The 25,628-nt window shown below is 63.5% G+C and carries 22 protein-coding genes; 6 read left to right on the top strand and 16 right to left on the bottom strand.

The features are described 5' to 3' along the window. Positions 1-5: 5 nt before the first annotated feature. From NH234_RS11750 to mnxG, 14 genes are all read right to left on the bottom strand, one after another. On the bottom strand, positions 6-479 hold the full coding sequence (locus NH234_RS11750; RefSeq protein ID WP_085733232.1) for a type II secretion system protein: 474 nt from the start codon (positions 477-479) through the stop codon (positions 6-8). A 2-nt stretch (positions 480-481) separates the two neighbouring features. Continuing rightward, positions 482-2,329 (bottom strand): secretin N-terminal domain-containing protein, encoded by a 1,848-nt coding sequence (locus NH234_RS11745; protein WP_085733233.1) that lies wholly within the window; start codon positions 2,327-2,329, stop codon positions 482-484. Beyond that, a complete protein-coding gene (locus tag NH234_RS11740) occupies positions 2,326-2,844 on the bottom strand; it encodes a hypothetical protein (RefSeq protein WP_085733234.1) in 519 nt (172 codons plus the stop codon). Before NH234_RS11740 ends, NH234_RS11745 begins: the two co-directional genes overlap by 4 nt. Next, positions 2,844-3,392: a GspMb/PilO family protein gene (locus tag NH234_RS11735; RefSeq protein ID WP_085733235.1), complete on the bottom strand. Its 549-nt coding sequence runs from the start codon at positions 3,390-3,392 to the stop codon at positions 2,844-2,846. The genes NH234_RS11740 and NH234_RS11735 overlap by 1 nt, the downstream gene beginning before the upstream one ends. After that, positions 3,379-3,924, bottom strand: coding sequence for a PilN domain-containing protein (locus NH234_RS11730; RefSeq protein ID WP_085733236.1), 546 nt, complete (start codon positions 3,922-3,924; stop codon positions 3,379-3,381). Before NH234_RS11730 ends, NH234_RS11735 begins: the two co-directional genes overlap by 14 nt. A 1-nt stretch (position 3,925) precedes the next feature. Continuing rightward, on the bottom strand, positions 3,926-4,729 hold the full coding sequence (locus NH234_RS11725) for a hypothetical protein (RefSeq protein WP_367256598.1): 804 nt from the start codon (positions 4,727-4,729) through the stop codon (positions 3,926-3,928). After that, positions 4,710-6,416 carry a GspE/PulE family protein gene (locus tag NH234_RS11720; protein WP_085733238.1) on the bottom strand — a complete coding sequence of 569 codons (1,707 nt, stop codon included), beginning with the start codon at positions 6,414-6,416 and terminating at the stop codon, positions 4,710-4,712. Before NH234_RS11720 ends, NH234_RS11725 begins: the two co-directional genes overlap by 20 nt. An 83-nt stretch (positions 6,417-6,499) precedes the next feature. Further along, positions 6,500-7,033, bottom strand: a complete 534-nt coding sequence (locus tag NH234_RS11715; protein WP_367256596.1) for a response regulator — start codon at positions 7,031-7,033, stop codon at positions 6,500-6,502. Positions 7,034-7,268: 235 nt separating this feature from the next. After that, positions 7,269-8,030 (bottom strand): SurA N-terminal domain-containing protein, encoded by a 762-nt coding sequence (locus tag NH234_RS11710; RefSeq protein ID WP_367256594.1) that lies wholly within the window; start codon positions 8,028-8,030, stop codon positions 7,269-7,271. A 15-nt stretch (positions 8,031-8,045) separates the two neighbouring features. After that, entirely contained in the window at positions 8,046-9,596 is a 1,551-nt protein-coding gene (locus NH234_RS11705) for an ABC transporter substrate-binding protein (RefSeq protein ID WP_367256592.1), read from the bottom strand. Between the two features lie 9 nt (positions 9,597-9,605). Continuing rightward, on the bottom strand, positions 9,606-10,226 hold the full coding sequence (locus NH234_RS11700) for an SCO family protein (protein ID WP_367256591.1): 621 nt from the start codon (positions 10,224-10,226) through the stop codon (positions 9,606-9,608). After that, entirely contained in the window at positions 10,223-10,873 is a 651-nt protein-coding gene (locus NH234_RS11695) for an SCO family protein (protein WP_367256589.1), read from the bottom strand. Before NH234_RS11695 ends, NH234_RS11700 begins: the two co-directional genes overlap by 4 nt. A 13-nt stretch (positions 10,874-10,886) precedes the next feature. Next, the gene (locus NH234_RS11690; RefSeq protein ID WP_367256587.1) at positions 10,887-12,794 is read right to left on the bottom strand and encodes a cytochrome D1 domain-containing protein; all 1,908 of its coding nucleotides are present in this window, start codon (positions 12,792-12,794) and stop codon (positions 10,887-10,889) included. Between the two features lie 33 nt (positions 12,795-12,827). Beyond that, complete coding sequence (gene mnxG, locus NH234_RS11685; RefSeq protein WP_367256586.1) at positions 12,828-18,647, bottom strand: manganese-oxidizing multicopper oxidase MnxG; 5,820 nt, start codon at positions 18,645-18,647, stop codon at positions 12,828-12,830. A gap of 33 nt (positions 18,648-18,680) precedes the next feature. Between mnxG and NH234_RS11680 the strand changes: the two genes are divergently transcribed. Beyond that, entirely contained in the window at positions 18,681-18,845 is a 165-nt protein-coding gene (locus NH234_RS11680; RefSeq protein ID WP_170929647.1) for a hypothetical protein, read from the top strand. 4 nt (positions 18,846-18,849) lie between these two features. On the opposite strand, the gene NH234_RS11675 is transcribed toward NH234_RS11680, so the two are convergent. After that, positions 18,850-19,461, bottom strand: coding sequence for a lytic transglycosylase domain-containing protein (locus NH234_RS11675; RefSeq protein ID WP_085733246.1), 612 nt, complete (start codon positions 19,459-19,461; stop codon positions 18,850-18,852). 202 nt (positions 19,462-19,663) lie between these two features. Here NH234_RS11675 and gspG point away from each other — a divergent pair, with 202 nt between their 5' ends. The 3 genes from gspG to NH234_RS11660 all read left to right on the top strand — a co-directional run bounded on the left by gspG (position 19,664) and on the right by NH234_RS11660 (position 22,007). Then, positions 19,664-20,092 carry a type II secretion system major pseudopilin GspG gene (gene gspG, locus NH234_RS11670; RefSeq protein WP_367256584.1) on the top strand — a complete coding sequence of 143 codons (429 nt, stop codon included), beginning with the start codon at positions 19,664-19,666 and terminating at the stop codon, positions 20,090-20,092. A 14-nt stretch (positions 20,093-20,106) separates the two neighbouring features. Next, positions 20,107-21,294 (top strand): type II secretion system F family protein, encoded by a 1,188-nt coding sequence (locus tag NH234_RS11665; RefSeq protein ID WP_085733248.1) that lies wholly within the window; start codon positions 20,107-20,109, stop codon positions 21,292-21,294. A gap of 77 nt (positions 21,295-21,371) precedes the next feature. Continuing rightward, positions 21,372-22,007 (top strand): hypothetical protein, encoded by a 636-nt coding sequence (locus NH234_RS11660; RefSeq protein ID WP_367256582.1) that lies wholly within the window; start codon positions 21,372-21,374, stop codon positions 22,005-22,007. A gap of 31 nt (positions 22,008-22,038) precedes the next feature. Here NH234_RS11660 and NH234_RS11655 read toward each other — a convergent pair whose 3' ends face one another. Then, positions 22,039-22,938, bottom strand: coding sequence for a LysR family transcriptional regulator (locus tag NH234_RS11655; RefSeq protein WP_085733250.1), 900 nt, complete (start codon positions 22,936-22,938; stop codon positions 22,039-22,041). Positions 22,939-23,100: 162 nt separating this feature from the next. Here NH234_RS11655 and NH234_RS11650 point away from each other — a divergent pair, with 162 nt between their 5' ends. Together NH234_RS11650 and NH234_RS11645 are read left to right on the top strand one after the other, a co-directional pair. Then, positions 23,101-24,117 carry an alpha/beta hydrolase gene (locus NH234_RS11650; protein ID WP_367256580.1) on the top strand — a complete coding sequence of 339 codons (1,017 nt, stop codon included), beginning with the start codon at positions 23,101-23,103 and terminating at the stop codon, positions 24,115-24,117. A 63-nt stretch (positions 24,118-24,180) separates the two neighbouring features. Then, complete coding sequence (locus NH234_RS11645; protein WP_085733251.1) at positions 24,181-25,608, top strand: mechanosensitive ion channel family protein; 1,428 nt, start codon at positions 24,181-24,183, stop codon at positions 25,606-25,608. Positions 25,609-25,628: the final 20 nt, after the last annotated feature.

Genomic DNA, 25,628 nt, shown 5'->3' with positions numbered 1-25,628 from the left:
GAGAATCACCACTCGCGATAAGCGATGCCGTTGAGGCCACGGCCCTTGGCGTGGGAGTAGACGTCGAACACGTCTTCGCCATCGCGCGGGTTCTGGGCCGAACTATCGTAGGCCCGCAGGCCCCAACCGCCGTTGTCGTCACGCTTGGCCGGCACCAGCGGATCCCGCGGTATCCGGCGCAGAAAATAGAACTTCGCCCCCTTGGCACTGCGCACGTCGCGCACGCCTTCGACCAGCACCTTGAGGTTCGGCGGATAGCCGCTGCTGTTCAGGGATTTCTCGATGTAGCCGGCATCGAAGGCACGCTTGTAGGCGTCGATGCCATCGCGGATCTGATACAGCGCGGTGCGCAGTTCCTGCTCCTTGCCACGCCGCACCAGGGTCTCGGTCAGCGGCGCGGCCATGCCGGCCAGCAGGCCGATCAGGGCCAGCGTCACCACGACTTCAATCAAGGTAAAACCGCGCTGGGAGGCGTTCATGATCAAGGCTTCTCGACGGTGACACGGGTAGTTGCCACGGCGGCATCGCCAATGGCGCGAGGCTGGGCGGCCGGGGTTGGCATCACGTAGTTCTGCGAACGATCCGGCGCCTGAATGTGCATGCTGGTTTCGGTGCCGGTGGGGAACTCCATGTCCGACGGGCTCTGGTACGGCAGGTTGCGCACGATTCGTGGCGTGATCGACAGCACCAGTTCCGACTTGCCGATGGTGTCCTTGTTGCTGCCGAACAACCGGCCCAGACCCGGAATGTCGCCGAGACCCGGAATCTTGTTGCCGGTGGCGCCATGGTCGTTGCGCACCAGACCGGCGAGGATCTGGGTTTCACCGTCATGCAGGCGCAGCGCAGTCTGGGCGTTGCGGGTGTCGACCTGGACCGGGATCGTCCCCTGGCGGGTCGGCTCCAGCGGTGTGGCGTTGCTCACTTCCAGCGCAATCTTGATCGCCACTTCGTTGTTCAGGTGCACGGTCGGGGTCACTTCAAGCTTCAGACCGACGTCCAGATACGTGACGCTTTCGGTGATCACCGGCCCCTGAGTGGACGGCACCGACGTGGCACTGATGATCGGCACGCGCTGACCGATATGAATGCGCGCCTGCTCGCGGTTGCTGACGCGGATCACCGGGCTGGCGAGGGTGTTGATGTCGTTGTCCTGTGCGTTGATCTTGGCCTGCGGCGAGGGCGTGATCGAGATCCGGTCGGAATTGATGCCCTTGAGTTGTCCCAGCAAGGTCACTGCCGAACCGTCGCCGTTGACCACGCCGAAAGTGCTCGGCCATTGCAGACCCAGGTCGAGAATGCGCTGGGTGGCGACTTCCATCACTTCCACTTCCAGCACCACTTCCGGGTTGGACTGATCCTGGGATTGCAGGAGTTTCTCGGCCATGCGGATCGCGTCTTCGGTGTCGCGCATGGTCAGGGTGTTCAGGCGTTCGTCGACGAACACGTCGCGGGTCTTGAGCATGGTCTTGATCATGTTCAGCGCGGTGTTGGCGTCGATGCTGGTCAGGTAGAAGGTGCGCATCACCAGCTCTTGATAATCCTTGAGCTTCTGCGGCGAATCCGGGTAGATCAGCAGGGTGTTTTCGTTCACCACTTTCTGGTGCAACTGGTTCTGTTGCAGCAACAGTTGCACGGCGTCTTCGATGCGCACGTCACGCACGAAGATCGTGGCTTTCATGTCCGGACGCAGGTCCTTGTCGAAGATGAAGTTCAAACCGGCGACCTGCGACAGCACTTCAAAAATGGTCTTGAGGTTGGCGTCGCGAAATTCCAGGGTCACCGGGCGGTCGAGCCGGGTGCGCAGTTGCGGGTACTGGATCACATTGCGGCTCTGCACCAGGCGGATGTTGCCTTGCAGCTCCAGCGCACCGTCGTTTTTAGGGTCGAGTTCGAGGATCTGTTTGACCTGGCGGTCGGCGCCGTAGATGTCGCCCCGACGCAGGTCGCCACGGGCCAGTTCGAGCTTCTCATCCATGCTGCGCAGGTAGTCGAGTTGACGCAGGGCATCCTGGGCGCGGCGGTTGTTCGGTTCGATGGTCAGCACCCTGTTGTAAGCCAGGCGTGCGTTGGTGAAGTCACGGCGGGCGCGGTCGGTGTCGCCGGAAGTCAGCAGCGCGGTGATCGCCTTGGCCCGGCCGCTGTTGAGCAGCAGGTGCAGCTCGGTATCCCGTGGATTTTCCCGCAGGCCTTCCTGGATCCGGGCCAGACCCGCCTCGTACTGCCCCTGATCGATCAGGTCGGCGGCTTCCTTGTTGGCGACCTGCGCGGAACTGCACGCGGCCAGCCCGGCGCACAGGCCAAGGCTCATCAGCAAACGGGATCTGTTCATTGCGTACTCCCCACAGACAAGGTCTGCGACAAATGCAGAGGCAGGTAGACCAGGCTCAGTTCCGCGTCGGAAATCGCCGCGATCTTCCAGGTGTCGTCGATCACATCCCCGTTGCGCACGACGTAGATTTTTTCGCCGTCCTGCAAAAACACTTGCAGGTCGCTGCGGTCATGCAGGCGGCCGACGAACTGGAACGGCACCGGTGGCAGGCTCGGGGCTTGCACCACCGGGGTCGGGTTGACGGGTTGTTCGGTGACGCTGGCCAGCGTCGGCGCAGCCTTCCAGGATTTGCTCGCAAACAGGTCGCCGGCCGGGCTCAGGTCCTTGATCGGCGCTGCGCCAGCCTTGACATTGCTGGCGGGCAAGGCACCACGAGCGGTGGCTTTGGCCGGGGCCGAGACGGCGACGTCAGTGGCGTCCGCGTCGTCGCTCGGCAAAAAGTATTCGGGCAACCAGGCCAGCGCCGCCGCCACGCCGAAGAACGCCACCCACCCTGTTACGCGCTTGGTGTTCATCACGACCTCGACAGGTAAAGGGTCATACGGATCCGGCCGTTGAGGTCGGTGTCAGCGATCTTCTTGCGTTGAAACTCGACGTCTTCCACCACCACCGCCGGCAACTGGCCGAGCAAGGCGTGCAGGAAGCGGCGCAGTTGCGGGTAGCTGCCGCGCACCGGCAACAGGATCTGGTAGCGCGCCAGATGGGTCTTGGGATCGACGCCGAGGGCGTATTCGCCACGCGCCAGGGTGATGTGTTCCTGCGCGGCCAGGGCGTAGATGCGGTCGATGGCGACGGTCGCTTGCGGTTGGGCCGGCAGCTTGTTGCGAAAATCATCGAGCTGACGTTGCGGCACCACTGGCGGCGCGATGCTGCCGTCCTCGACCTTGGCCAGGTACTCGGTGGCCTCCTGGGTCTGCTGGCTGAGCTGTTGCAGCGATTGCCAGCCCGGCAGCAAGCCGACCAGTGCCCAGATCAACGTCGCCAGCAGCAACGCCAGCCCGGCCAGACCCGGAACGCCAAGGCCTTGCAGGTATTCGTGGACGATCAGTCTAGGGATTCGCATCGCCCATCTCCCAGGTTGCCGACAGGTTGAATTGCACCGGTTGCTCCGGCGATTTGACGACGATTTCGTGACTCAGCAGCGACACGTCGGACAGCTCGTCGCTGGCCTCCAGCCGTTTGTGGAAATCCAGCATCGCCTGCAGATCCCGCGCTTCGGCGCTGATTCGCACTTGGCCCTTGCGGGCATCCGGGGTCAGGGTCAGCAAGGCGATGTCGTCACGCGGCATGGCTTCGAGCATGGCGAACAGGCGTTCCCAGGGGCGGCGCAGTTGCTGCGAGACCTTGCGCATTTCGGCGAGGTTCTGCGCCTGCTCGCGGGTTTCCGCCGGGCTCAAGGTTGTTTTGGCGCCGCTGTCGCCGGTGAGTTGGCGCTGGGTGTGCTGCAAGTGACCTTGCTGCTGTTCGGCCTGGTCGCCGAGGTGCTGCTGCACGCCGAAGCACACCAGCGCAAGGAATACGCCGCCGCCGAACAGGCTCCAGCCCAACGGGCCGGAACGCGGACGAGGCTGGAAGTCGAGGTTCAAGGCACGCATGTCAGGCCACCGCCCGGGACATGACGTACAAGGCGTCACGCACGCTCATCGAGTCGTCTTCGAGGGTGCGCAAGTGCACCCCCGCTACATCCGGCTGTGCATCGAGACGCGCCGGGGCATGCAGGTAAACATTGAAGGCACGTTCGCTGACGGAGGCTTGCAGTTGCCGTTCGCGACCGATCAGCGCGGTCAACGCCGCATCACTGTCGCTGCCGCCCACCGAGCGCACCGATGCCCAACGCCCTTCCCTCGCCAGCAGCAACACGCTGCGTTGCGGTTCGGCGACCACGAACAGGAAGTCGCCGGCATCGAGGCTTTTGTCGAAACGGTTGAAGGCGCTCATCAGGTACGGCTGCACCGAACGCAGACGCAGGTTGCGACCACTGACCAGCGTGCGCAGGTGTTCCAGCAAATCCTGTGGCAAGGCACTGGCGATCCGGTCGTGACCGGCCGGCTCGGCGGACAACACCAAGCTCCAGGGTTGGGTCGGTGCGCCGAACAGGTCTTCGAAACACAGTTGGGCGAAGCCACGCAGTTCCTCTGGCGTGCTGATCTGCTCGCTCCACGGCACCAGGCAGAAACGGCTGAAATGCCCTGAGATCACCACACTCAGTTCCGAACCTGCGCGGGCGTGTTCGCCGAGCAGACGGTCGAGGGTGTCCAGCGCCACGGTGTAGCTGTGGAAGCCTTCGTCGATGTAGCCGACGCTGCCCAGCCACAGGATGTCGCTGCCCCGGCGCTGGCCGAGGCCGACACCGCTTGCGCCGAGCACGGCGATAAATTGATCACGCGATAAAAGTGACACGATTGATCTCCTCCAGCGTGGTCCGACCGTGCTCCACCAGCTCCAGCGCCGATTCGCGCAACAGGCGCAAACCGCGGGCGCAGGCCAGGGCTTTGATCTGGGTGATGGGTTGGCGCTCGACGATCATTTGCCGCAGTTCGTCGTCCAGGTGCAGCAGTTCGGCAATCGCCGTGCGCCCGCGATAGCCGCTGCCCCGGCAGTGGCCGCAGCCCTTGCCGTGGACGAAGTGGTAATGGCCGACCTTGTGCGGATCGAGGCCGGAAGCGCGCAGCTCTTCATCGTTCGGGGTGGCCGGTGCGCTGCAACTGCTGCACACCAGACGGATCAGACGCTGGGCAAGAATCGCGTTGAGCGCCGAGACCAGGCTGTAGGGGTCGATTTCCATCTGGGTGAAGCGGCCGATCACGTCGAACACGTTGTTGGCGTGGATCGTCGTGAACACCAAGTGCCCGGTGAGCGCCGATTGCACGGCGATCTGTGCAGTGTCGGGGTCGCGGATCTCGCCGACCATGATCTTGTCCGGGTCGTGCCGCAGGATCGAGCGCAGGCCACGGGCAAAGGTCAGGCCTTTTTTCTCGTTGACCGGGATTTGCAGCACGCCGGGCAACTGATATTCCACCGGGTCTTCGATGGTGATGATCTTGTCCACACCGTGGTTGATCTCGGTGATCATCGCGTACAGCGTGGTGGTCTTGCCGCTACCGGTGGGTCCGGTCACCAACACCATGCCGTAGGGTTCGGCAGCCAGACGCCGCAGCTGGCGCAGGGTTTCGTCTTCAAAGCCCAGCGCCTGAAGTTGTACGCCGCAGACCTTGTCGGCCAGGTCCTGTTTGTCGAGCACCCGCAGCACCGCATCTTCACCGAAGATGCTCGGCATGATCGACACCCGAAAGTCGATCTGCCGGCCGCTGATGCCGATCTTGAAGCGACCGTCCTGGGGAACGCGCTTTTCGCCGATGTCCAGTTCGGCCATGACCTTGACCCGCGAGATCACCTGCTCGGCGAACTCGCTGCCCTGGATCTTGCCGATGTTGTTCAGCACGCCGTCGATCCGGTACTTGATCACCAGACCGTTGCCGGTGGTACCGAGATGGATATCGCTGGCATGCATTTTCAGCGCGTCGTAGAGGGTCGAGTTGACCAGTTTCACCACCACGCTCGAGTCTTCGCTGATGCTGGTCAGCGACAGGCTTTGCAGGGTGTCGACCTCACTGCCGGCGTCGGCCTGGGCGTTGAGCGATTCAACCGCGTGGAAGCTTTCTTCATGGCGGGCCAGATAGGCCTTGAGGTCGTCGGCGTGCACCAGGTACAGCGGCGCGCCGTGCAGGCATTCGTCGATCCAGGCCAGGCGCGACGTGTCGAAGGGGTCGGCGAACACGCCGATGACTTCGTCGTTGTGGCGCAGCAGGATGAATTCACGTTTGAGGCATTGCGCGAGGGTGACCCGATCGAACACCGGCGTCGCCTGGAACAGGGTGTCGGTGTCGAGCACCGGGTAATGCAGGGTGGCGCCGAGGCTGGCAATGAACGGCATCGGCGCCAGTTCGCAGAGCACGGCCAGTGCATCGAGAACTCGTTCCCCGGAAGTGCTGGCCCGCGCCCGGGCCTGGGCCAGTTGCTCACTGGAGAAGCGTGTCGGGGCACACGCAGGCTGCAACGCTTCGACGACAACGGACAGACGATCCATGGCTTGCTCTCCAACACCCGGGGCTTGAGGCCCTGACGGCGCGGGAGGCGGGTTCGGCGAGTGCCGGAACGTCTATCGCGCCATTACTCCCCGGTGAGCATTTGATCGTCGTCCGGTGCCATGGCCTCCGACCGGTTTCGTCGGCGGTCCGCCAGCACCCAACTGCCATCGTACAACTGCAACGGGAAGCTCTCGGTCCTGCTCTGGCGTCGTTCGACGAAGCCTTCGGATGGGCTCGCACCGGGTTTCGCTTCGCGCTGGATCCCCAGAAGGTCGCAGACAGCTCGGGCCAGTTCCGCCAAAGGAAACGGTTTGAACAGGATGTGACTGACCCCCAGTTGCCGCGCCCGCTCACAGACTTCAGCGGTCGGGTGACCCGTTATCAGCACGAAATGACACGTCCTGTTCTGGCGGACTGCGTCGAGCACCTCAAAGCCTTCCATATCGGGCAAGCGGTAATCGAACACCAGCACGTCGGGAGCGAAGGTCTCGGCCTGGCCGATTCCGTCTGCGCCGTCATGTGCAATCCGGACGTCCAGCCCTTGCGCCGACAGATAATCCTGAAGGTTCTGCGCAAGCAGCAGTTCGTCTTCGACAACCAGTACTTTGTTAACCAAGGTCTACTCCTTGCAGCGACAGATCCGGCCTTTTCACATCTACTGCCCGAACCTGCTGGAGTGCGCCTCACAAGAGGTAACGCACACTTCATGCCAGGCCGAGTGCCGGTAAATTTTGGTCTTCATGTCCTTGAATTTGATGACAATGCCCGCTCGTCCCGGTACCCCGTTCCCCAGAAACGGGGAAGCACCTGAATGGGCATCGAAGCCATTCCCCACTATTGGGGGGGAACCTTCAATCGTCGTCAATTCGTTCGATCCTGTTCTGCGCCCGCAATTGCGCGAGCACCTGGCGACGAGCCTGGGCCTGTTGCTGTCGGGCACGCTGTACCCGGACTGTTGCAAGCCCCTGCATCTGTGGGACATCGGCTGCCTCCAAGTGGTTCTGCAAATAAATCAAATGCCAGCCGAATGGGGAGCGAACGGCATCGCTGGCGAACGTTGCCCCCTCGACCACGGAGGCACGCATCTGCATCAAGCGTAGACGCGCCGCCGCGTCTGTGGCGGCATCGGCACCCGGGGGCACGCGAACCAACAGATGCCGAGCCTGCAAGATGTTGGCGCGGATCAACGCGGCGAACATCTGTTGCGCCGCCAGTTCACGTCGGGTGTACTCGGTGAACGAGGCTTGGTCGAACCCCGCATCCTGCAAGCGCCGCATGAAATTGTCATTACCGCCGATGGCGATGCGGATCTGCTCGACCTGTTGCTGCACAGCCTGGTCATCGATTTTCAGGCCACGTTTTTGCGCCTCCTGCCACAACAGTTCCATGTCGATCAGCGTGTCCAGCGCGGCCTGACGCAGCTGTTTATAGGCCTTGGGACTACGGATGCTCGCGACGGCGCGGCCCCGGTCTTCCAGGTATTCAACGAAAAACCGCTCCAGGCGAAACTCGGAAATCACCTCACCGTTGACCCGCGCCGCCACCGGTTCCGGATTGGCGAACGTCATCGGCAACCAGCATGCCAGCAGCCACAACACGCTTATGAGCTTCATGATCAAGGCCTCCGTTCAGGGGCTCGCGAGAATCGGTTTGTAGGGCGCGACCAGATAGAAGCGCTGATCGGGCAAATCCACGGTGACCACATGCGCCCCGCTCAAGCCCGATCGTCGCCCGGGACCGAAGCTGAGGCGCGGGGTCAGGCCGGTGTCGAAGTCGTGCAGACTTTCGAGGGCCGTCACCATTTTTTCGCGGCTGGCATCGCGCCCGGCCTGCTTCATGGCTTCGCTGAACAACAGCATTGAGGCGTAGGCGCCGACTTGCAGCACCGCATGCTGCGCGCCGAGGCCCTGATGCTCGCGCAGCAGGGTCAGGGCCATGCGCCCGGCCTGGGTCCAGTCGCTCGGCACAAAGGGATAGGCCAGAAACACCCGCCGGGAAAACCCCTCGGGCACTTGCAGCAAGTCGCCCGCTACCTGACCCGACGTCGCAAACAGATACGGCACTTGCCCGGCATGCTGCAGCCCCGCCGCCAACCGACTGAAACCGCTGCCGCTGCCCAAGTAGAACACCGAACGCGATCCCAGCGGCAAGCTGTCCGCCGCCGGGTCGTAGGCCTGTAGCCGGACCTTTTGCCAGCCGTGATCCTGCAAGTATTGCCCCAGCGCCTGGGCGGCCTGCACCTGAGCCGGGTCGTCGGGATAGGCGATCAGCGTCGGCCCTTGCAGCACTTTCAGGCTGGCGGTGGCGTAGTCGGCCAGGGCGATCAACTGCTCGCGCAATCCCGGCAGCGGTTCAAAGATCTGTGCACTGGCCTGCACCGAACCCATCAAGGACAACGGCCCGATCAGCGGCAGACCGGCCTGCTCCAGGCGCGGCGCCAGTTCACTGTCCAGCGCCGGCGCCAGCGGAGCGATCAGCGCAAAGACCTTTTCCTCGACGATCAGCCGTTGCAGGGCCTGCTCGGCGCTGGCGCGATCCGGGCCGGGATCGAGCACGGTCAGACGCAACTGCCGGCCATGAATGCCGCCCGACTGATTGATCCGCGCCACGCTGCCGTTGAGCACCGCCGCCACCGTGGCGCCCTCCTCGGCCAGCGGCCCCTGACTGGGCAGCAAAGTGCCCAGGTGCAGGGTCTGGTCATCGAGTCCCGGATCGCGATCATCAGCCAGACGCTTGAGATAGGCAGTGAGATTGCGCTGATCCTTCATCGACAGCAAGAAGCGCGGCATGCTCGGATCGAGCCGATTGTTGCCGGAGTCGCGGCCCTGCTGGATCACCTGCGCCAGGCTGCTTTCGGTGTATGCCGGGTAGTTGCGTCCATTGACATGTTGCTGACCGTGAATGCTGGTCAGTCGCGACCAGTTCAGCTCCGGCGGCCGCACGCCGCCCTCGGGCCGACCGAGACCATCGGTGCCGTGGCAGTTGGCGCACGGCAGGCTAGTGGCCGGCAGCAACACGTCCGCCGCGCCGACCCGCGCCATGATCGCCTCGCCGCTGGCCGACAGGCCTTCGCGGTACAGGCGCTTGCCGGCGCTTTCTTCATCGGTCAGCGGCAACGCGGCCGCGCCGAGGCTGACGCCAGCGAGCAGGATCAGGGCGAGGACGCGGCCGAGTTTCATGGCGCGGACTCAGCGGCCGGCCACGGGCATTGTCAGCAACTGCAAGCGCTGGGCAATGGCGGCGGCCGGGGCGTCGGGGCGAATCTTGCTCCAGCGTTTGTTGGCGACATCGCCGACGATCAACTGGGTCGAGTGCTGCTCCGGCGTCGGCACGATCTGGCCGATGCGACCGAGCACCAGATCCATCTGCGCCTTGTCGCCGGTAAGGAAAAGCCAGTGAGGGTCATCGGCGCCCTGCTTCAAGGTGTATGCCTTGAGTACCGCCGGCGTGTCGCGCAGCGGATCACTGGTAAGGGAAATGAAAGTGACGCCGTCAGCCTTGTCACCCAGCAGCTCGCGGACTTCCTTGAGCTTGCGGGTGATCAGCGGGCAGGCATCGTTGCAACTGGTGAAAATGACGTTGAGCAGCACCACGCGATTTTTCAGGGCATCGCTGTAGAAGTGCTGAATGTTGCCATGCTGATCCAGCAACGGCGTGTCGGTGAACCAGGTCTTTGCGTCGTGGGTGCCTTTGGCCGGCGCGGCGGCAACCGTTGCCGGAGCCTCGGGTGCATGACCTTCGTGGGCGAACGCCACCGCGCTGAAAATACAGAAGCAGATCATCAGGGTGACCCAGTCGAGCATTCTCATGGCTGTTGCTCCATGGCAATCGCGGTGTGTCTGGCGTGGGTGCGCAGACCGCTGAGTTTCTCTACTTCCCTGGCCAGCAGCGCCGGGTCGGTGAAGCCGTAGTAGCGCATCCAGTGACGGCTGTTGCCGTCGCCGACGAGGATCAGCGGCTGATGATTCTTGAAGTCACCGCTGAAACTGCCCAGCCCCTTGAGGGTGGCGTTGATCGACTGCGTCGAACCGGTGAGCCAGCTCCAGCCCGGCCCGCGCTGAAAAGAGCGGGCGTAATCGCGCAGGCGTTTCGGGTCGTCGCGTTGCGGGTCGATGCTGATCGACACCAGCTGCACTTCGCCGCCGACCCGTGAGCCCAGCTGTTTCTGCACCTTGCCCATGATCGACGAGACCACCGGGCAGACCGTGGTGCAACTGGTGTAGATGAAACTCATGACGACGATTTTGTTGTGCACCAAATCCTGTTCCAGGCGCACGGTCTTGCCGTTCTGATCGAGCAGCGGCACGTCGACGAATTTGACCTGGGTGTGTTCCTGAGAGCTGGCGGCCGGTGCCTTGTGCCCCGCGTGTTCATCCGCCGAATGTGCCTGGGCCTGATGAATGCCGGTGGCCAACAGACACAGGGTCAGCAGGCCGGATGATGCGAATCGGTTCATGGCGTTGTCCTCGTCACTGAGTCTGGCCGGGCAGCACCCGGACACTGGCAAATGTCTTGTCATCGAAACCGGCGCCCAGCGATGCCGCGCGCACATGCAGGTACCAAGCGCCGCTGCGGTCGAGGGTCACCGGGGCTTCGTACACACCGTCGGCGACTTCCAGGGCCGCGACTTCACGGGGTCGCGACGTCGGCGCGAGGAAGTAGCGCAACTGCACGTCTTTCACGCCCGTGCGCTGCACCTTTTGCTTGCCTTCGACGATGCGGAACCGCACCACGTACGGGTCGTTGAGCACCACGGCGGTCTTGTCCAAGAGGAACTCGACTTGCGGCGGGCCGACGTGTTTTTCAGCCGCTCCGTCGGATTCCACCTGGGCGCTGAAGCAATGAATGATGTTCGGCTGATTGAGCAGGAACGCCACGTCGAAACGCCCCGCCGCCGGCAGTTTCACCCGGGCGCTGTACAGGCCCGGCGACACCTCGCGCAGGCTGCGGTCGACGACCATGGCCGCACGCGCCACCTGCCCGCGATTGGGGTAGCCGGACATCGGCGCATTCATGCCTTCGGCGTAGAAATAGGTGGTGTTGTCCACCGGGTTGACCACGAACACCGCGTTGTCGTCCCGCGAAACAGCAAGGCTCGACGCCAGCGGCAAATTCCCGGCCAGCCGTGGCGGCTGCGGCCCGGCCTCGAAACCCTGGCTGATCGGCTGCCGTCCTTCGCCGAGTGAGGCGAGGTTGATCATGGTGACCTTCGGCGACGCCAGCCCGCGCACGTAGGCGTAGGCCTTGGTGAACACCACTTGATAGGGTTCGGCCGAGACGTCCAGATCATGGATCGCTGAATCATTGGCCGCATCGATGACCGTGGCGCGATTTTCTACCGTATTCAGCACCACGCCGAAGCGGCCATCGGCGCTGAACCCCATCGGGCCGAGGCCCTGTTGCAACTTGATCACCCGCCGTACGGCGCGGCTGTTGGCGTCGATCACCGTGACGGTGCCGTCCTTGCCATCGGCCACATACACCGCACCGGACAGCGGCGAGTACGCCACCGACAACGGGCTGGAACCGGTTTTGATCTGTTGCAGGAGACTCAGGCTGGCAATGTCGATGACGCTCAACGTGCCGTCGTCGCGGTTGCTGACGAAGGCGAAGCGGCTGTCCTTGCTGAAGGTGATTTCGTGGTGGCCGCGACCGGTCGTCAGGTGTTTCAGCGGTTTGAGGCTCTGGGTGTCGATCACCGTGACGCCTGACGCTTCAGCCTTGTTCGCGTTGTTGCCGACCCACAGCAGGCGCTCGTCCGGTTGCAGCGCGACCCGCACCGGTTGGCTGCCGGCGTCCACCGAGTCGAGCACCTTGAATTGTTCGCTGTCGATCACCGCCACTGCGCCTGCTGCCGGCATCGACACGAACACCCGTTTGTTGTCTCTGAGCGTGACCCAGTCCATCGGCGGTTGCTTGAGTTCGATCCGCGCCAGAGTGCTGGTGATGCCGCCGACCGACACCGAAGGATCGATCACCGAAACGCTGGCATCGCGGTTCATCACCAGCAGGAAGTAGCTATTGAGATCGAGCAACGGCCGCGCGCCGATGTTGGATTTGAGGAACGTCCCGACCCGGGATTTGCAGCTCTTGTCGCGGCCCTGGGCCTGGTCGGCGCCAACGCTTTCCGGATCGATCCACGCTCCCGGTGCGACACCGGACAACGGCTGGCCGGAGGTGCCATCGGTGACGCGGAACTGCACGTCGGCGAACTCGCCTTCACGCAATTTGCCGTCGCGGGCCAGGGGTTGCAGGTTGAACGTGATGGACACGCCATCACGGGTCAACGTCTGCGCCAAGGCAAGCTCACCGAGCGTGAGCAGCGCACCTGCGATGGTCAGCAGACACACGCCGATGATGTTGATGATCCTGTTCATGTCGCTCTCCCCTGCCAATACAACCCCGTCCGGTCATTGAGCGGGCGGTACCGGCTCCGGCTCATTGGTCACCCGCAACAACCCCCACAACCCCGCCGTGTTGCCGAACGACGCGTTGTCGCGGAACAGGTAGTCCCCCGCTATCGCATTGGCCCCGCCGGCGCTCGGCAACATGAAGCTGAAGTGCGCCGCCGGCAGCACGCTTTCGCGGGCGCCGATGTACATCGACATCGGGTTGTAGCCGAACTTCACCGAGCCCACGCCGGGAGTGTTCATCGGGTAGCCGCCGACATCGCTCTTCTCCGACTGGAACGGGTTGACCGACCACAGATGCCCGTCGAGCTGGAAGGTCGAGCCACGGCTGCCACCGGTTGGCATCAGGATGTGGGTGCGGAAAGGCTGACCCGGCTTGGCGTAGAACACCGGGGTCTGTGGATCGCCGCCGACCAGCGCGTTGCTGTAGGCCATGTGCGCGTTCGGCACGTCGCCGTAGCCATGACCGTCGGCACGCCCGAACGGTGCGTCCGGCGCCAGGCCGAAGCGGTACCACATCGGCTCGGCCTTGTAGTTGATGGCCATGCCGGCGTTGTCCTTCGGATCGTTCGGCACGCCCATGCCTTCGGAGGCGATGCCTTCCACCGGCCGGCCATTGGCCCAGCGCAGGTTCAGCGCACGCTGCCAGACCATCGCAAAATCGCGATAAGCCGTCTGCCCCGCCGCCGTCACCGTGGCGCTGACCTTGCGTACGTCGTCGACCCAGGTAGCACCCACCGGCAGGATGCTCATTGCCCCGCCCAGGCCTTTTTGCGGTTGCTTGATCACGTCCGCCGGGGTGAAGTTGAGGCCGCCGAACTCCACCGCCGTGGCGTTGATGTTGTCGACGTTGCGCCCCAGTTGGGTAACTGGTTTGCCTTCACGCTCCAGGTGCCCGGCGTAGTACTGATAGGTACGGGTCGGGTAGGCACCGGTGCTGCCGACACGCGGAGGCACGGTCTGGATCGGGTTGGCGCCGACGTTCACCCCGTCGGATTTGGTGATGTCGTAGGCCAGCAATTGCGCATGCAGGCCGACGTGGCTGGAGGGTCGCAGCAGGTTGTTGTTGAAGGTGGTCGAGCCGTCGCCACCGTTACGGTCGCGTTTGACCAGACCTTGCAGGATCGCGGTCTGCGCCAGATCGGGCATCACGCTCGGCAAGCGATTTTCCAGGGTGATGTTGATGCAGTCGCCGGCAGCGGCGCGCAGCACCAGCGGCTCCACCGGAATGCCGGGTTTGAGCTTGCCGGTGGCCGGATCGAGATCCGCCTTGCGCACATAAAGGATCGCGGTCGGGTCATGGATCGGCCCGCTCTGGCCGCCGATGGTGATGGTCTCGCCATCCTCGGGGTCGGTCACCGTCACCTGCGGAATGCTCACCGGCCGCGAGTTGAACACCAGCGTGCCGCCGGCGGGATTCAACGGCCCGCCAACATGCTGGCCAAGCCCGGCCGAATCGCCGATGGTCAGCCCCAGCGGGTTGCGCAGGATGTCATTGGCCAGCGCCGCGACCACTTCATAGTTGCGCTGCACGGTCGGCCGGGTGCCGATGCCGTTGGGGTTGGCGCTGATCCGTGGGCAGGTGCCTTCGAACGCAACAGTGTTGCGCATGCCGGTTGGTTTCGGGTTGTTCGGCAGCGCGAACAGGTCGTTGCGTTGCGCGGTGTAGTTACGCATCACACCCCAGATGCCGTTCCAGTAGCCTTCGATCGAAGCGTCCATCGAGTACAGATAATCCCCGGTGGTCGCCGCAGAACTCGACAGCATCGACACCGGCGCAATGAAGCCCATCTGCTCGGAGATCCCGACCATCTGCGAAGCGCGCCAGCCAGAGTTGGAACTGTTGCCGAACCCGGAGCCGCTCTGCAGCCACTTCACGCCGTGCAGGGTGACGTTGTGCTCTTCCTCGTGGCCGCCGGCATGCACCCGCAGCCGCACGTTGTCACCGGTGTAGGTGCGCAGCATCGGCGTGAACGGATCGCCCGGCTCGGCACCGCCCTTGTTGATGTGCGGCGGGAACAGCGTGGTGCCGCCGGTAGGCCCGGTGGCCGAACTGATCTGGTTCGGTGCCAGGTTCAGTGCCGGGATCGCCCGGTCGGTGCGGCTTTGCATGGCGTACGCCAGGTCACCGCCGAGGCCGTCTGCCTGCATGCCGCGCTTGCCGTCCGGGCCGACCTTGTTCGGATCGAACACCCGCAGGCCCAGCGGCTCGTTGCGGTAGTTGACGACGAACATGCCGGGGTCATCCACGGAAATCGCCTGCGGACATGGCCGACTCGGGCAGCCCGGTTTGATCCCGCCGCGCGCCTCGACCACCGCTTCGAGCAGGTTGCCGGCGTTGTTGCGCACCGGTGGGTTGATCGCAAAGCGGAAGCTGTCGGCCGTGGCCGGGAACGCTTGCGCATTCGGGATGCCATTCGGGCCGGCGCCAACATACACACCGGCTTCATAGGCGTGCTGGAAGTCGCTGTACTCCAGGAAAAACTCGCGGAAGCTGTCGTTCAAGCCGTCGCCGTCGAGGTCGCCGGTGTTGATCACCGCTTGCCACGACGTCGGCCCGCCATCCTGCCGGGCACCGCTGTACAAAGGCTCGCCGGTTTCGGCGTGAAACCAGGTGGAACCGGCCGGTTCAGCCAGCACGGTGGCGTAGAGGCCGATCTGTTGGTGCGTCGATGGGCCGAGGTGGTCATGGGTGAAAATCGTGCCGAGGCCGCGATCCACGCCTTTGCTGTTGATCACCGGGTCGACGAACCAGCGCTGCATCGCCGTGCGCGCGCCCATCCAGTCGCTGCGTCCGTACTGACCGAAGAACGGATGCGCCTTGGCTTTCGGGCAGGCCGGGGTGCCGTCGCGCGTGTCGGTGCCGGCGCACTGGTTGAATTCGCGGATCGCGTGCACACGCTCCTGCACGGCGCCGGGGGAAAGCACGCCGTCCTCGTAGTTCCAGCCGTTGGAGGAACCGTCCGCTGCCGTCAGGTCCCACTTCGGCAGGTGAATGTGCTGGCCGATCACGTCGGTCGGGGTGCGCACCTGATAGTCGTCCATCTCATAGACGGCCGGCACCAGGTTGGTTTGCTGGTATTGCACGCAGTCGAAGGTGTTCATGCGCATCACCAGCGGCTCTGGCGGACGCTGCTTGGTGATCACCGGCCAGGCGTCTTCCCACAGCGCCAGGATCCGGGCTTGCGGGAAGTGATAACCGACCTTGTTGTACACCGCGTCGAACTGGATGTTGGCGGCTTTGTAGACTCGTGGCCGGTCGGCGGTGAACGCCGAGGCCCCGACAAACGACATGCCGTCGATGCGCTCGCCGCTGTTGAATTCGCCGCTGCCGGCGCTGCTGGTCAGGCGTTTTTGCCGGTCGTCCATGCACGGTTCGTAGTACGGCGCGCCAGCAATCGGCAGGGCGCCATTGGTGCGGAAGGCTTTGGCCACCACTTGATTACCGGGCAGCAAGGCGAAGCTTGGGTGGTCCTTTTTCGCGTGGAAGGCCATCGCGGCCTGTTCGACTTCAGTGCCCTCTTCGGGCAGATAGATCGGTTTGGCGCGGGTGACTTCCTTGGAGAAATCCAGCGACGTGGTCACGGTGTGCGCTTCGCCACCGGCGGATTTGCCGTCCAGTGCATGGCGCGGCAAACCACCGTCCCAGCCGCCGGATTGCGTCGGGTCGAGGTTGGCCCACAGTGCCTTTCCACTGGCTTTGAGCGATTGCGCGGTGGCGGCGTCGAGCATGTCCAGCGGCGGAGTCGGCGGACGCTGCCCGACCGAACTTTCCATGCCGCCGATCCAGAACGGATAGCCGGGATTTTTCAGGCTGCCGTCAGCGTTGCGGTTGGCTTCGCTGCGATCCACCAGGGCCAGAGAACCCACCGCCTGACCGCCAGCGTTGCCGCCGTGATGATCATCGTCGCCCTCTTCTTCCTCATTGTCGTCATCGTTGCCGGTAACCAGGGTTTCACCGATTTTCGGTACGACAACAACCTTGCCCGGCATCGGCGCCATGGCTTTGCCCGGCAGCGGCACGATGGCGGGGATTGGCGTGCCGGCAATGATTTCGCCATCCGGCAAGGCGCGGGCGCCAGCGGCCGGTTTGCCGCTGCGCAGGGCATAAGGCTCGCTGTGGAAACCGTCGGCACCTTGCTCGGAAACCTCCAGTTTGGTGCCCTCTTCAAACACATCATGCACCCGCCACATGGCCCACATGCCCTGAGCAAAATGCGGATAGAAGTGGCAATGGTAGATCGCATCGCCCGCCACCCGGTTGCGATTGCCCGAACCGCCGTTGGCGATTTCATAGGTGTAACCGGCGCCCGGACCGATGCCCTGAGCGTCGACGTAATCGGAGTTGTCGTCGTTGGGGTTGAACAACCACTGGTGGCCGTGCAAATGGAAAATGTGGTGCTCGTAACCGTTGTGGGTGTTGCGGAATTTGACGAAGTCACCGATGTAGCTGTGGGCGACGTTCGACGGCTCCGACGGATAAAGCGCCATCGTCGCTTTGACGCCGACCTGATCAGCGCGCGGAGCCTGGCCAGGGGCGATGTTCTCAAGCCCGGAGTTGGCCGGGACGTCCACCAGCATCGCCACGTCGCCGACGGTGTGCGAGCTGAGGAAGAATTCTTCGTAGGCGCAGGACAGGCAATCGTGCATCGGCCCCACGCCCAAACGGTTGGCGATCACTTCAGCGCCCATGCCTCCAGCGCCATAGTTGATCATGAACGAATCGCGGGTCGGCTCCAGCACGTGCCCCATCACTGGATCGGCGAAGTACGCCGGGAACGCCTGGGTGACGGCGGTTTCGTCCTGGAACTGCGCGGCGAAATCGCGGAACGGCTCCAGCCGATTGGGCAGCGCCGGGTTGCGTTTGCCCAGCGATTCCAGCGGATAAGTGATCGGCGGAAAGCTGCCGTCGGGGTTGCTGCCCATGACAATGGCATCGCTTTCGCTGGAGATGATTTCGCTACCGTCGACCATGCTGATGATCGGTGTGCCGGCCTTGCCTTCGCGCAGCCACGGCTCGCGCTGCGGGTAGCGTGCCTGGTAATCGACGATCGGGTGTCCGGCGGGGGTGCGGCCAGTGCTGGCCAGGCGCATGTCTTCTTCGGTGAGGGTGTTGCGGTAAGTGCGGCCGCCCTTGGGCACGACCACCACTTGGGCAAACAGACCATTGGCATTGTTGCCGGCCGCGCCCTCCCCGCCGAACGTCGCGCCACGGCTGCTGACGTCGAACGCCCCTTCGCGCTCGGCGTACAACAGATAGGAACGGCTGGCACCCGGGGCGACCAGACTGTTGGCATTGCGACCGGTGAACGAGGCGATGTCGTCGATGCTGTTCACCGCTTGCAGACCGTTGACCTGGAAGCCGACATGCCGATCGGCGACTTGCTCGTCGGCCTTGAAGGCTTCGCCGACATTGACGTTTTCCTCTTCGCCCTCAGGCTCAGAGTGATGGTTCGGGTTGGCCTGATAAGCCAGCAGGTTCTGCAGGTTGATCGTCAGGCAGTCCCCCGCTGCCACGCGCAGCACCAGTGGCCGAGGACGCTTGTCCGGACGCAGTGAAACTTTGCCTGGCACCGCCGATCCGCCCTGGGCCAGCGACCGGTCATGGTCATCGACCACGTCGCGGCGCAAGGCGAACATCATGCCGTTGACGTTCTGCGCGCCGAGGCGGTTGAACATCAGCGGCTGATCGAAGGCCACGACGTTGGCCACCAGATTGCGTTCGCAGCGCACGGCGGCGCTGGCCAGTTCGACGCTGAGCATCGAGGCCAGCAACAGCAGCCAGTTCAGCAGGGACGGTGCGTGGTGAATGCCAACCATGATCGGAAACCTCGTAGTGGGTGCTCACAGGGAATGATTCTCGACAAAGCCCTCGGAGCAATCCGCATGCCACAAAAATTTTTGTTGCTGGTCAGTCAGTTACAAAAACCACTTGAGAATCCGGGGGATATTCCCCACCCGATTCCCCGCTTTTCCAACCCGGCAGGTTTGCCCCGAAAGTGGGGAAAACCGGGTTGAAGGTTTACAACGGCGCGTCCGCCGCCAGCCCCTGCAAACGCCGGTACTGACGCAGGACGCTGGGCACATAACGCTGAGTTTCGGCAAACGGCGGGATCACCCGGCCACGGCTCAACACCGCGTCGGGGCCGGCGTTATAGGCCGCCACGGCGAGGGCGATGTCGTTATCGAACAGGGTCATCAGACGCTTGAGATACCGGGCCCCGCCCTGAATGTTGGCCTTGGGGTCGTAGACATCGGTCACTCCCAGTTCCCGGGCTGTGTCGGGCATCAGTTGCATCAGCCCGCCGGCGCCTTTGGGCGAGGTGGCGCCAGGGTTGTAGTTCGACTCGGCGTTAATCACCGCGTGCAGCAGTGCCTCGGGCAAGTGATTGGCCGTGGCCGCCGCCGATACCAGTTCCGCGTAGGGCTGGTTGGCGATCAATTGCGGTTGCCGGTCAAGGCTGACCACGGGCATTTGCGCCTCGTGGATCACCCGTTCGTAGGTGCGTCCGGGGCGGTGGACGTTGGACAGCACATAGCTGCCCTTGGCGTCCACGGAGACAAACACATCGGCCTCGGCGATGCCGGTCAACAGCATGCAGCCAAGCAGTCCTGCGCAGATTGGATTGAGCATTGGGCCTCCCCTGACAGGCCCCGAAAAATTGGGGGAAATGCCCCACTGACCTGTCGTGATTCAGCCGTACGCAAGCACTGTGCCGACTCTTCAGAAGCCCGTATTTCAAGGGCTTCAGCCCGCGCGCAGGATTTATCGGGTGCTGAGCATGGCAATTGCATAAGCCCTCTGGCGACTCGGCTGCCATTCACCGGAGGTCATCATGAAGCTGCATGTTCGTCCGCGCGCCCAACAGGGTTTCACCCTGCTCGAATTGCTCGTGGTGCTGGTGGTGCTCGGTCTGTTGGCCGGGATCGTCGCGCCCAAATATTTCGCCCAGCTGGGGCGCTCCGAAGTGAAAGTCGCCAAGGCGCAGATCGAAGGCCTGGGCAAGGCGCTGGACTTGTATCGGCTGGAAGTCGGCCACTACCCGTCCACCGAACAAGGCTTGCAGGCGTTGGTGACCGCACCGAGCGACGAGGCGAAATGGACTGGCCCGTATCTGCAGAAAAAACTGCCGCAGGACCCGTGGGGCCGCAACTACACCTACCGCTACCCCGGCGAAAACGCCGAGTACGACTTGCTGTCGATGGGCAAGGACGGCCAGCCCGGCGGCGAAGGCGAAAACGCCGAAATCACCAACTGGCAATGAGCGGAGCACCGGGCATGCGTTTTCATCTGAAGGCAGTGGGCAAGGCCGGCGTGGTGTCGCTGAACATCGAGGCGCCCGGTCACAGCGAAGCGCGGCGCATCGCCGAGGATCAGGGCCTGCGCGTGGTCAGCCTGCACGCCGAACGGCACTGGCGTTCGTTGCGTCTGAGCAAACACGAGACCTTCAATCTGGTGCTGTTCAGCCAAGAGCTGACCACGTTGCTCAACGCCGGCCTGCCGTTGATCGATGCACTGGAAAGCCTGGCGGAAAAAGAAACCGCCCCCGCTGCCCGCAAAACTTTGAGTGAGCTGGTGCGGCTTCTGTATGAGGGCAAGTCGTTCTCCCAGGCACTGGCCCAGTTGTCGGCGGTCTTCCCGCCACTGTACGTGGCGCTGGTACAGTCCAGCGAGAAGACCGGCGCGGTCGGCGATGCGCTGGGGCGTTATGTCAGCTATCGCCAGCGCATGGACGAGGTGCGGCAGAAGATCATCAGCGCCTCGATTTACCCCTTGCTGTTGCTGGTAGTCGGCGGTGGCGTGGTGCTGTTTCTGATGGGGTACGTGGTGCCGCGTTTCAGCCTGGTGTTCGAAGGGCTGGGCTCGAACCTGCCGTGGCTATCGCAGATCTTGATGAGCAGCGGGATGTTTTTGCACGCGCATCAGGGTGAGTTTTTCGGGATTCTGGCGGCCATCATCACCACCCTCGCCGTGTTGCAGAAACAACCGGCGTTTCGCCGCGGGCTGGATCGGCTGGTGGAGAAACTCCCCGCCGTGCACCAGCGGATCTTCATGTATGAGCTGGCGCGGTTTTACCGATCACTGGGGATTTTGCTGCAAGGCGGGATTCCGCTGGTGACCGCCATGGGCATGGTGCGCGGCCTGCTCACCGTGGCCTCGCGGGCGCGGCTCGACCAGGCCTGCGAGCGGGTGCGCGAAGGACAGTCATTGTCCACCGCACTGGAGCTCAATCGGCTGGTGACGCCGGTGTCTCTGCGCCTGCTGCGCGCTGGCGAGCAGTCCGGCAACCTCGGGCAAATGATGGAACGCAGCGCCGATTTCTACGACGAGGAAATCAGCCGCTGGATCGAGTGGTTCGTGCGGCTGTTCGAACCGCTGCTGATGACCTTCATCGGTCTGTTGATCGGGGTCATCGTGATCCTGATGTACATCCCGATCTTCGAACTCGCTTCAAGTATCCACTGACCCCGGGAACGGGTCGGATCACACGCAAACAAGGCACATCCACGTTCCCATTCAAGACAACAAAGACGGAGAACGATATGCACATTCAAAAGCTCATGCTAGCGATGACCATCGGCGCAGTCCTGTCGGCGTCTACCGTATTGATCCCGGACAACCTGTCCGGGGTGTCCAGCGTTCAGGCCAAGGAAGGTGGCAGTGGGGGTGGAGGCAGCGGTGGTGGCGGCGGCGGAGGTAGTGGCGGTGGAGGCGGCAATGGAGGGGGTGGTGGCGGAAATGGGGGCGGCGGGGGCGGCAACGGAGGGGGTGGTAACGGCGGCGGTGGCGGTGGCGGTGGCGGTGGCGGAAATGGTGGTAGCCACGGCGGCAGCGGCAGTGGCGGCGGTGGAAACAGTGGCCACAGCGGTAGCGACCATGGTTCGGGTCATTCCGGTGACAGCGCCTCTTCAGGACGCAACGGCGCCCACGCCGAAGCTGGCGACGATCATGGGGTTCATCGGGCCGGAGAAATCGGCGATGACCATGGCGTGCACCGCGCTGGCGAAATCGGCGACGACCATGGCGTACATCGCGCTGGCGAAATCGGCGACGACCATGGCGTGCACCGCGCTGGCGAAATCGGCGACGACCATGGCGTACACCGCGCTGGCGAAATCGGTGATAACCGTGGCGTACACGTTGGCGGCGAGCCAGGCGATGACAAGCGCGCCAACTGAGCCACGCTGAAGATTGTGCGAGCGGCTGGGGCTACAACACCCCCTGACGCTGATCCAGCCGCTCGCGCAAAAACTCGATCAACGCCTGCACCGGCCGCGACGCCTGGCGATGCTGCGGGTACACCGCCGACAGGATCAACGGCTCCGGACGCAAATCATCCAGCACCGGCACCAGCCGTCCATCCTTCAATGCCGCGCCGACAATGAACGTTGGCAGATAAGTAATCCCCATCCCCGCCACCGCCGCATCCCGCAGCAGCTCACCGTTGTTGACCCGCATCCGCCCGGTGACATTCACCAGCAGCGGCTTGGCCTGCCCCGCATTGAATCGCCATTGCACCGAGCGCCCGTGGCCGTAAGGCAGGCAGTCGTGGCTGAGCAGGTCTTCCGGTTTGACCGGCGTACCGCGCTCGGCCAAATACGCGGGACTGGCGCAGTACACCCGCTCGATGGCAGCGATGCGCCGGGCGATCAGGGTCGAGTCTTCCAGCACGCCGATGCGCAGCGCCAGGTCGTACCCCTCGCCGAGCAAATCCACCGGGCGGTCACTCAGATCGACCTCCACCGTCACCTCGCGATAACGCTGCAAGAACAGCGGCAGCAGACACCCCAGGTGCGCCACCGCGAACGACAACGGCGCACTGACACGAATCGTCCCACGGGGTTCGGCAGTCTGCCCGGCGATGCCCTGCTCCACCTGTTCGATTTCGCTCAACAGCCGCAGCGCGGACTCGTAATAGCTCTGGCCCAGCGGTGTCACGTCCAGGCGCCGGGTCGAACGGTTGAGCAGACGCACGCCGAGGCGCTCCTCCAGTTGCATCAACCGACGGCTGACGAACTGCTTGGAAAGACCCAACTGATCGGCCGCCGCCGTGAAGCTGCCGGAATCCATCACCTGGCAAAAAATACGCATGTCTTCGAACGGGTTCATTGTCACTCTCTGGTTGACAGTTAAACGCTTTATAGCCGCTTTTTCACTTTCCGGCACCTCATTAATCTGTGCTCACGGTGTTGCTGAGACCTGAAGCCCAGCGCCACAGCAGCCCTATCCCAAGGCATACAAAAACTCAAACGACTTAAAAAGGAATTACACATGAACATCAAGAAAACCCTCGCCGCTTCCCTCCTCGCCCTGTCCATCGGCAACGCATTCGCCGCCGAAGGCACTGGCGTCGAACACAACACCCAGGCCTTCCTCGATGCCCTCGCCGCCGGTGGTGGCAAACCGCTTGAGCAACTGAGCCCGAAAGACGCCCGTGCGGTGCTGACCGGCGCCCAGGCTTCGGTGAAGGTTGACCTGTCGGGCGTTGAAGTCAGCGACAAGGCGATCAAGGTCGATGGCCAGACGATCAACCTGAAAGTGGTGCGTCCAGCCAAGGTCAAGGGCGAGCTGCCGGTGTTCATGTTCTTCCACGGTGGTGGCTGGGTGCTGGGCGACTTCCCGACGCACCAACGCCTGATTCGTGATCTGGTGGTGGGTTCCGGTGCGGTCGCGGTGTATGTCGATTACACGCCGTCGCCGGAAGCGCAGTACCCGACCGCGATCAATCAGGCTTACACCGCGACGAAGTGGGTGGCGGAGCACGGTAAAGATATCGGCGTCGACGGCAAGCGCCTGGCGGTGGCCGGCAACAGCGTCGGCGGCAACATGGCAGCGGTCGTGGCACTGATGGCCAAGGAACAGAAAACCCCGGCCTTGCGCTTCCAGTTGCTGATGTGGCCGGTGACCAACGCCGGGTTCGATAACGGCTCGTACCAGCAATTCGCCGAGGGCCATTTCCTGACCAAAGGCATGATGCAGTGGTTCTGGGACAACTACACCACCAACCCGGCCGAGCGTGCGCAGATCCATGCCTCGCCACTCAACGCGAGCGCCGAACAGCTCAAGGGCCTGCCCGCCGCACTGGTGCAGACCGCCGAGTTCGACGTGCTGCGTGACGAAGGCGAAGGCTACGCCCGCCACCTTGACGCCGCCGGTGTGCCGGTGACCTCGGTGCGCTACAACGGGATGATTCACGACTTCGGCCTGCTCAACCCGCTGAACGGGATTCCTGAAGTGAAGGCCGCCGTGCGCCAGGCAGCGGCAGAACTGAAGACCCATCTGAACTGAGTGCAACCCCTCGCCACACCTTCGGGTGTGGCGTTTTCTTTTGTGCCCGCCGGAGTTCATCCCATGAGCCTTTTTTCTGCCCACCTGCTGTCCTGGAGTGCCCTGCTGTTGGTACTCGACGCCCTGCTCTGGCACCTCGCGCCGTTCAAGCATCGCGCGCAACGGGTCGGTGTGCGACTGGTGCTGTTTCTGGCCTTCAGTGCGCTGATCATCAATGCCGGCGTCAGCCCATTGCAGGCGCCAGTCTTTGCCGATGATCAGGTGGCGCAACTGGGCGCGACGGCCCTGGGGATTTTCTGGTGGCTGTACGCCGCGCGGGCGCTGACCGAAGTGATCGGCCTGATCCTGATGCGGCGCATCGGCCACAGCGGCCGTCTGCTGCAGGACGTGATCGGGGCACTGGTGTTTCTGGTGGCCATCGTCGCGGCCGCCGGTTATGTGCTGGAGCTGCCGGTGAAAGGCTTGCTCGCTACCTCCGGAGTGTTCGCCATCGTGGTCGGTCTGGCGCTGCAAAGCACCTTGAGCGATGTGTTCTCGGGCATCGTGCTCAACACCACCAAGCCGTATCAGGTCGACGATTTCGTGGTGATCGACGGCGTCGAAGGCAAAGTGCTCGACATCGACTGGCGCGCCACGCACCTGTTGACCAGCGCCGGCACCCTGGCCGTGGTGCCGAACTCGGTGGCGGCCAAGGCCAAGATCGTCAACCTCAGCCGCCCGACCAACCTGCACGGCGTGTCGATCAGCATCAAGGTGCCGAACCACATTCGCCCGCGCCGGGTACTCGACGCCCTCGACCGCACCTTGCAAGGCAGCAGCAGCCTGTTGCTGACGCCTGCGCCGAAAGCCGTGCTCAAAGAGGCCGGCGAAGAAATGTCGGAATACGTGGCCAGCGGTTTTATCGCCGAGCTGGGCAAAAAGGCTGAAGTGCGCAATCAACTGTTCGACCTCGCCCACCGCCATCTCGAAGCCGCCGGCATTTCGCGGCACCCGGACGGCGTGATCGAACCTTCGACCCGCGCTCGCGCCTTGCTCGATGAAGTGAAGATCTTCCGCTCGCTGAGCCATGAAGAACGCGATCGCCTCGCAGAATCGATGGTCGCGCAGCAGTACAGCGCCGGGCAGGTGGTGCTCGGTCTGGAGGAAGTCCCCGATAGCCTGTTCGTGATCGCCACCGGCGTGGTCAGCGCCAGCGTGCCGGACGGCAATGGTTTCACCGAGGCCGGGCGCATGGGCCCGAGCGAAGTCATGGGCGAGCAAAGCATTCTGGCGGATACACCTTCGCAGGCGACGTTTACCGCGCTGACGTCTTCGATCATTTATCGCCTCGACAAAAACCTGACTCGCCAATGCATGGAACAGCGCAGTGAAGTGGGCCAGGCGTTGAACAAGTTGCAGGCGGTACGGCAGCAGAACAGCCGGCTGGCGTTGATGGCCAAGCCTGTGCCCGTTCGCAAGGGTGGCTTTTTGGGGTGGTTGCAAAAGCGTTGAGCCCTTTTCGGCAGACAAAA

It is taken from the genome of Pseudomonas sp. stari2, assembly GCF_040760005.1.
Classification (GTDB): domain Bacteria; phylum Pseudomonadota; class Gammaproteobacteria; order Pseudomonadales; family Pseudomonadaceae; genus Aquipseudomonas.
The sequence above is the reverse complement of the archived record's forward strand: the minus strand, read 5'-3'. Positions and strand labels throughout refer to the sequence as shown.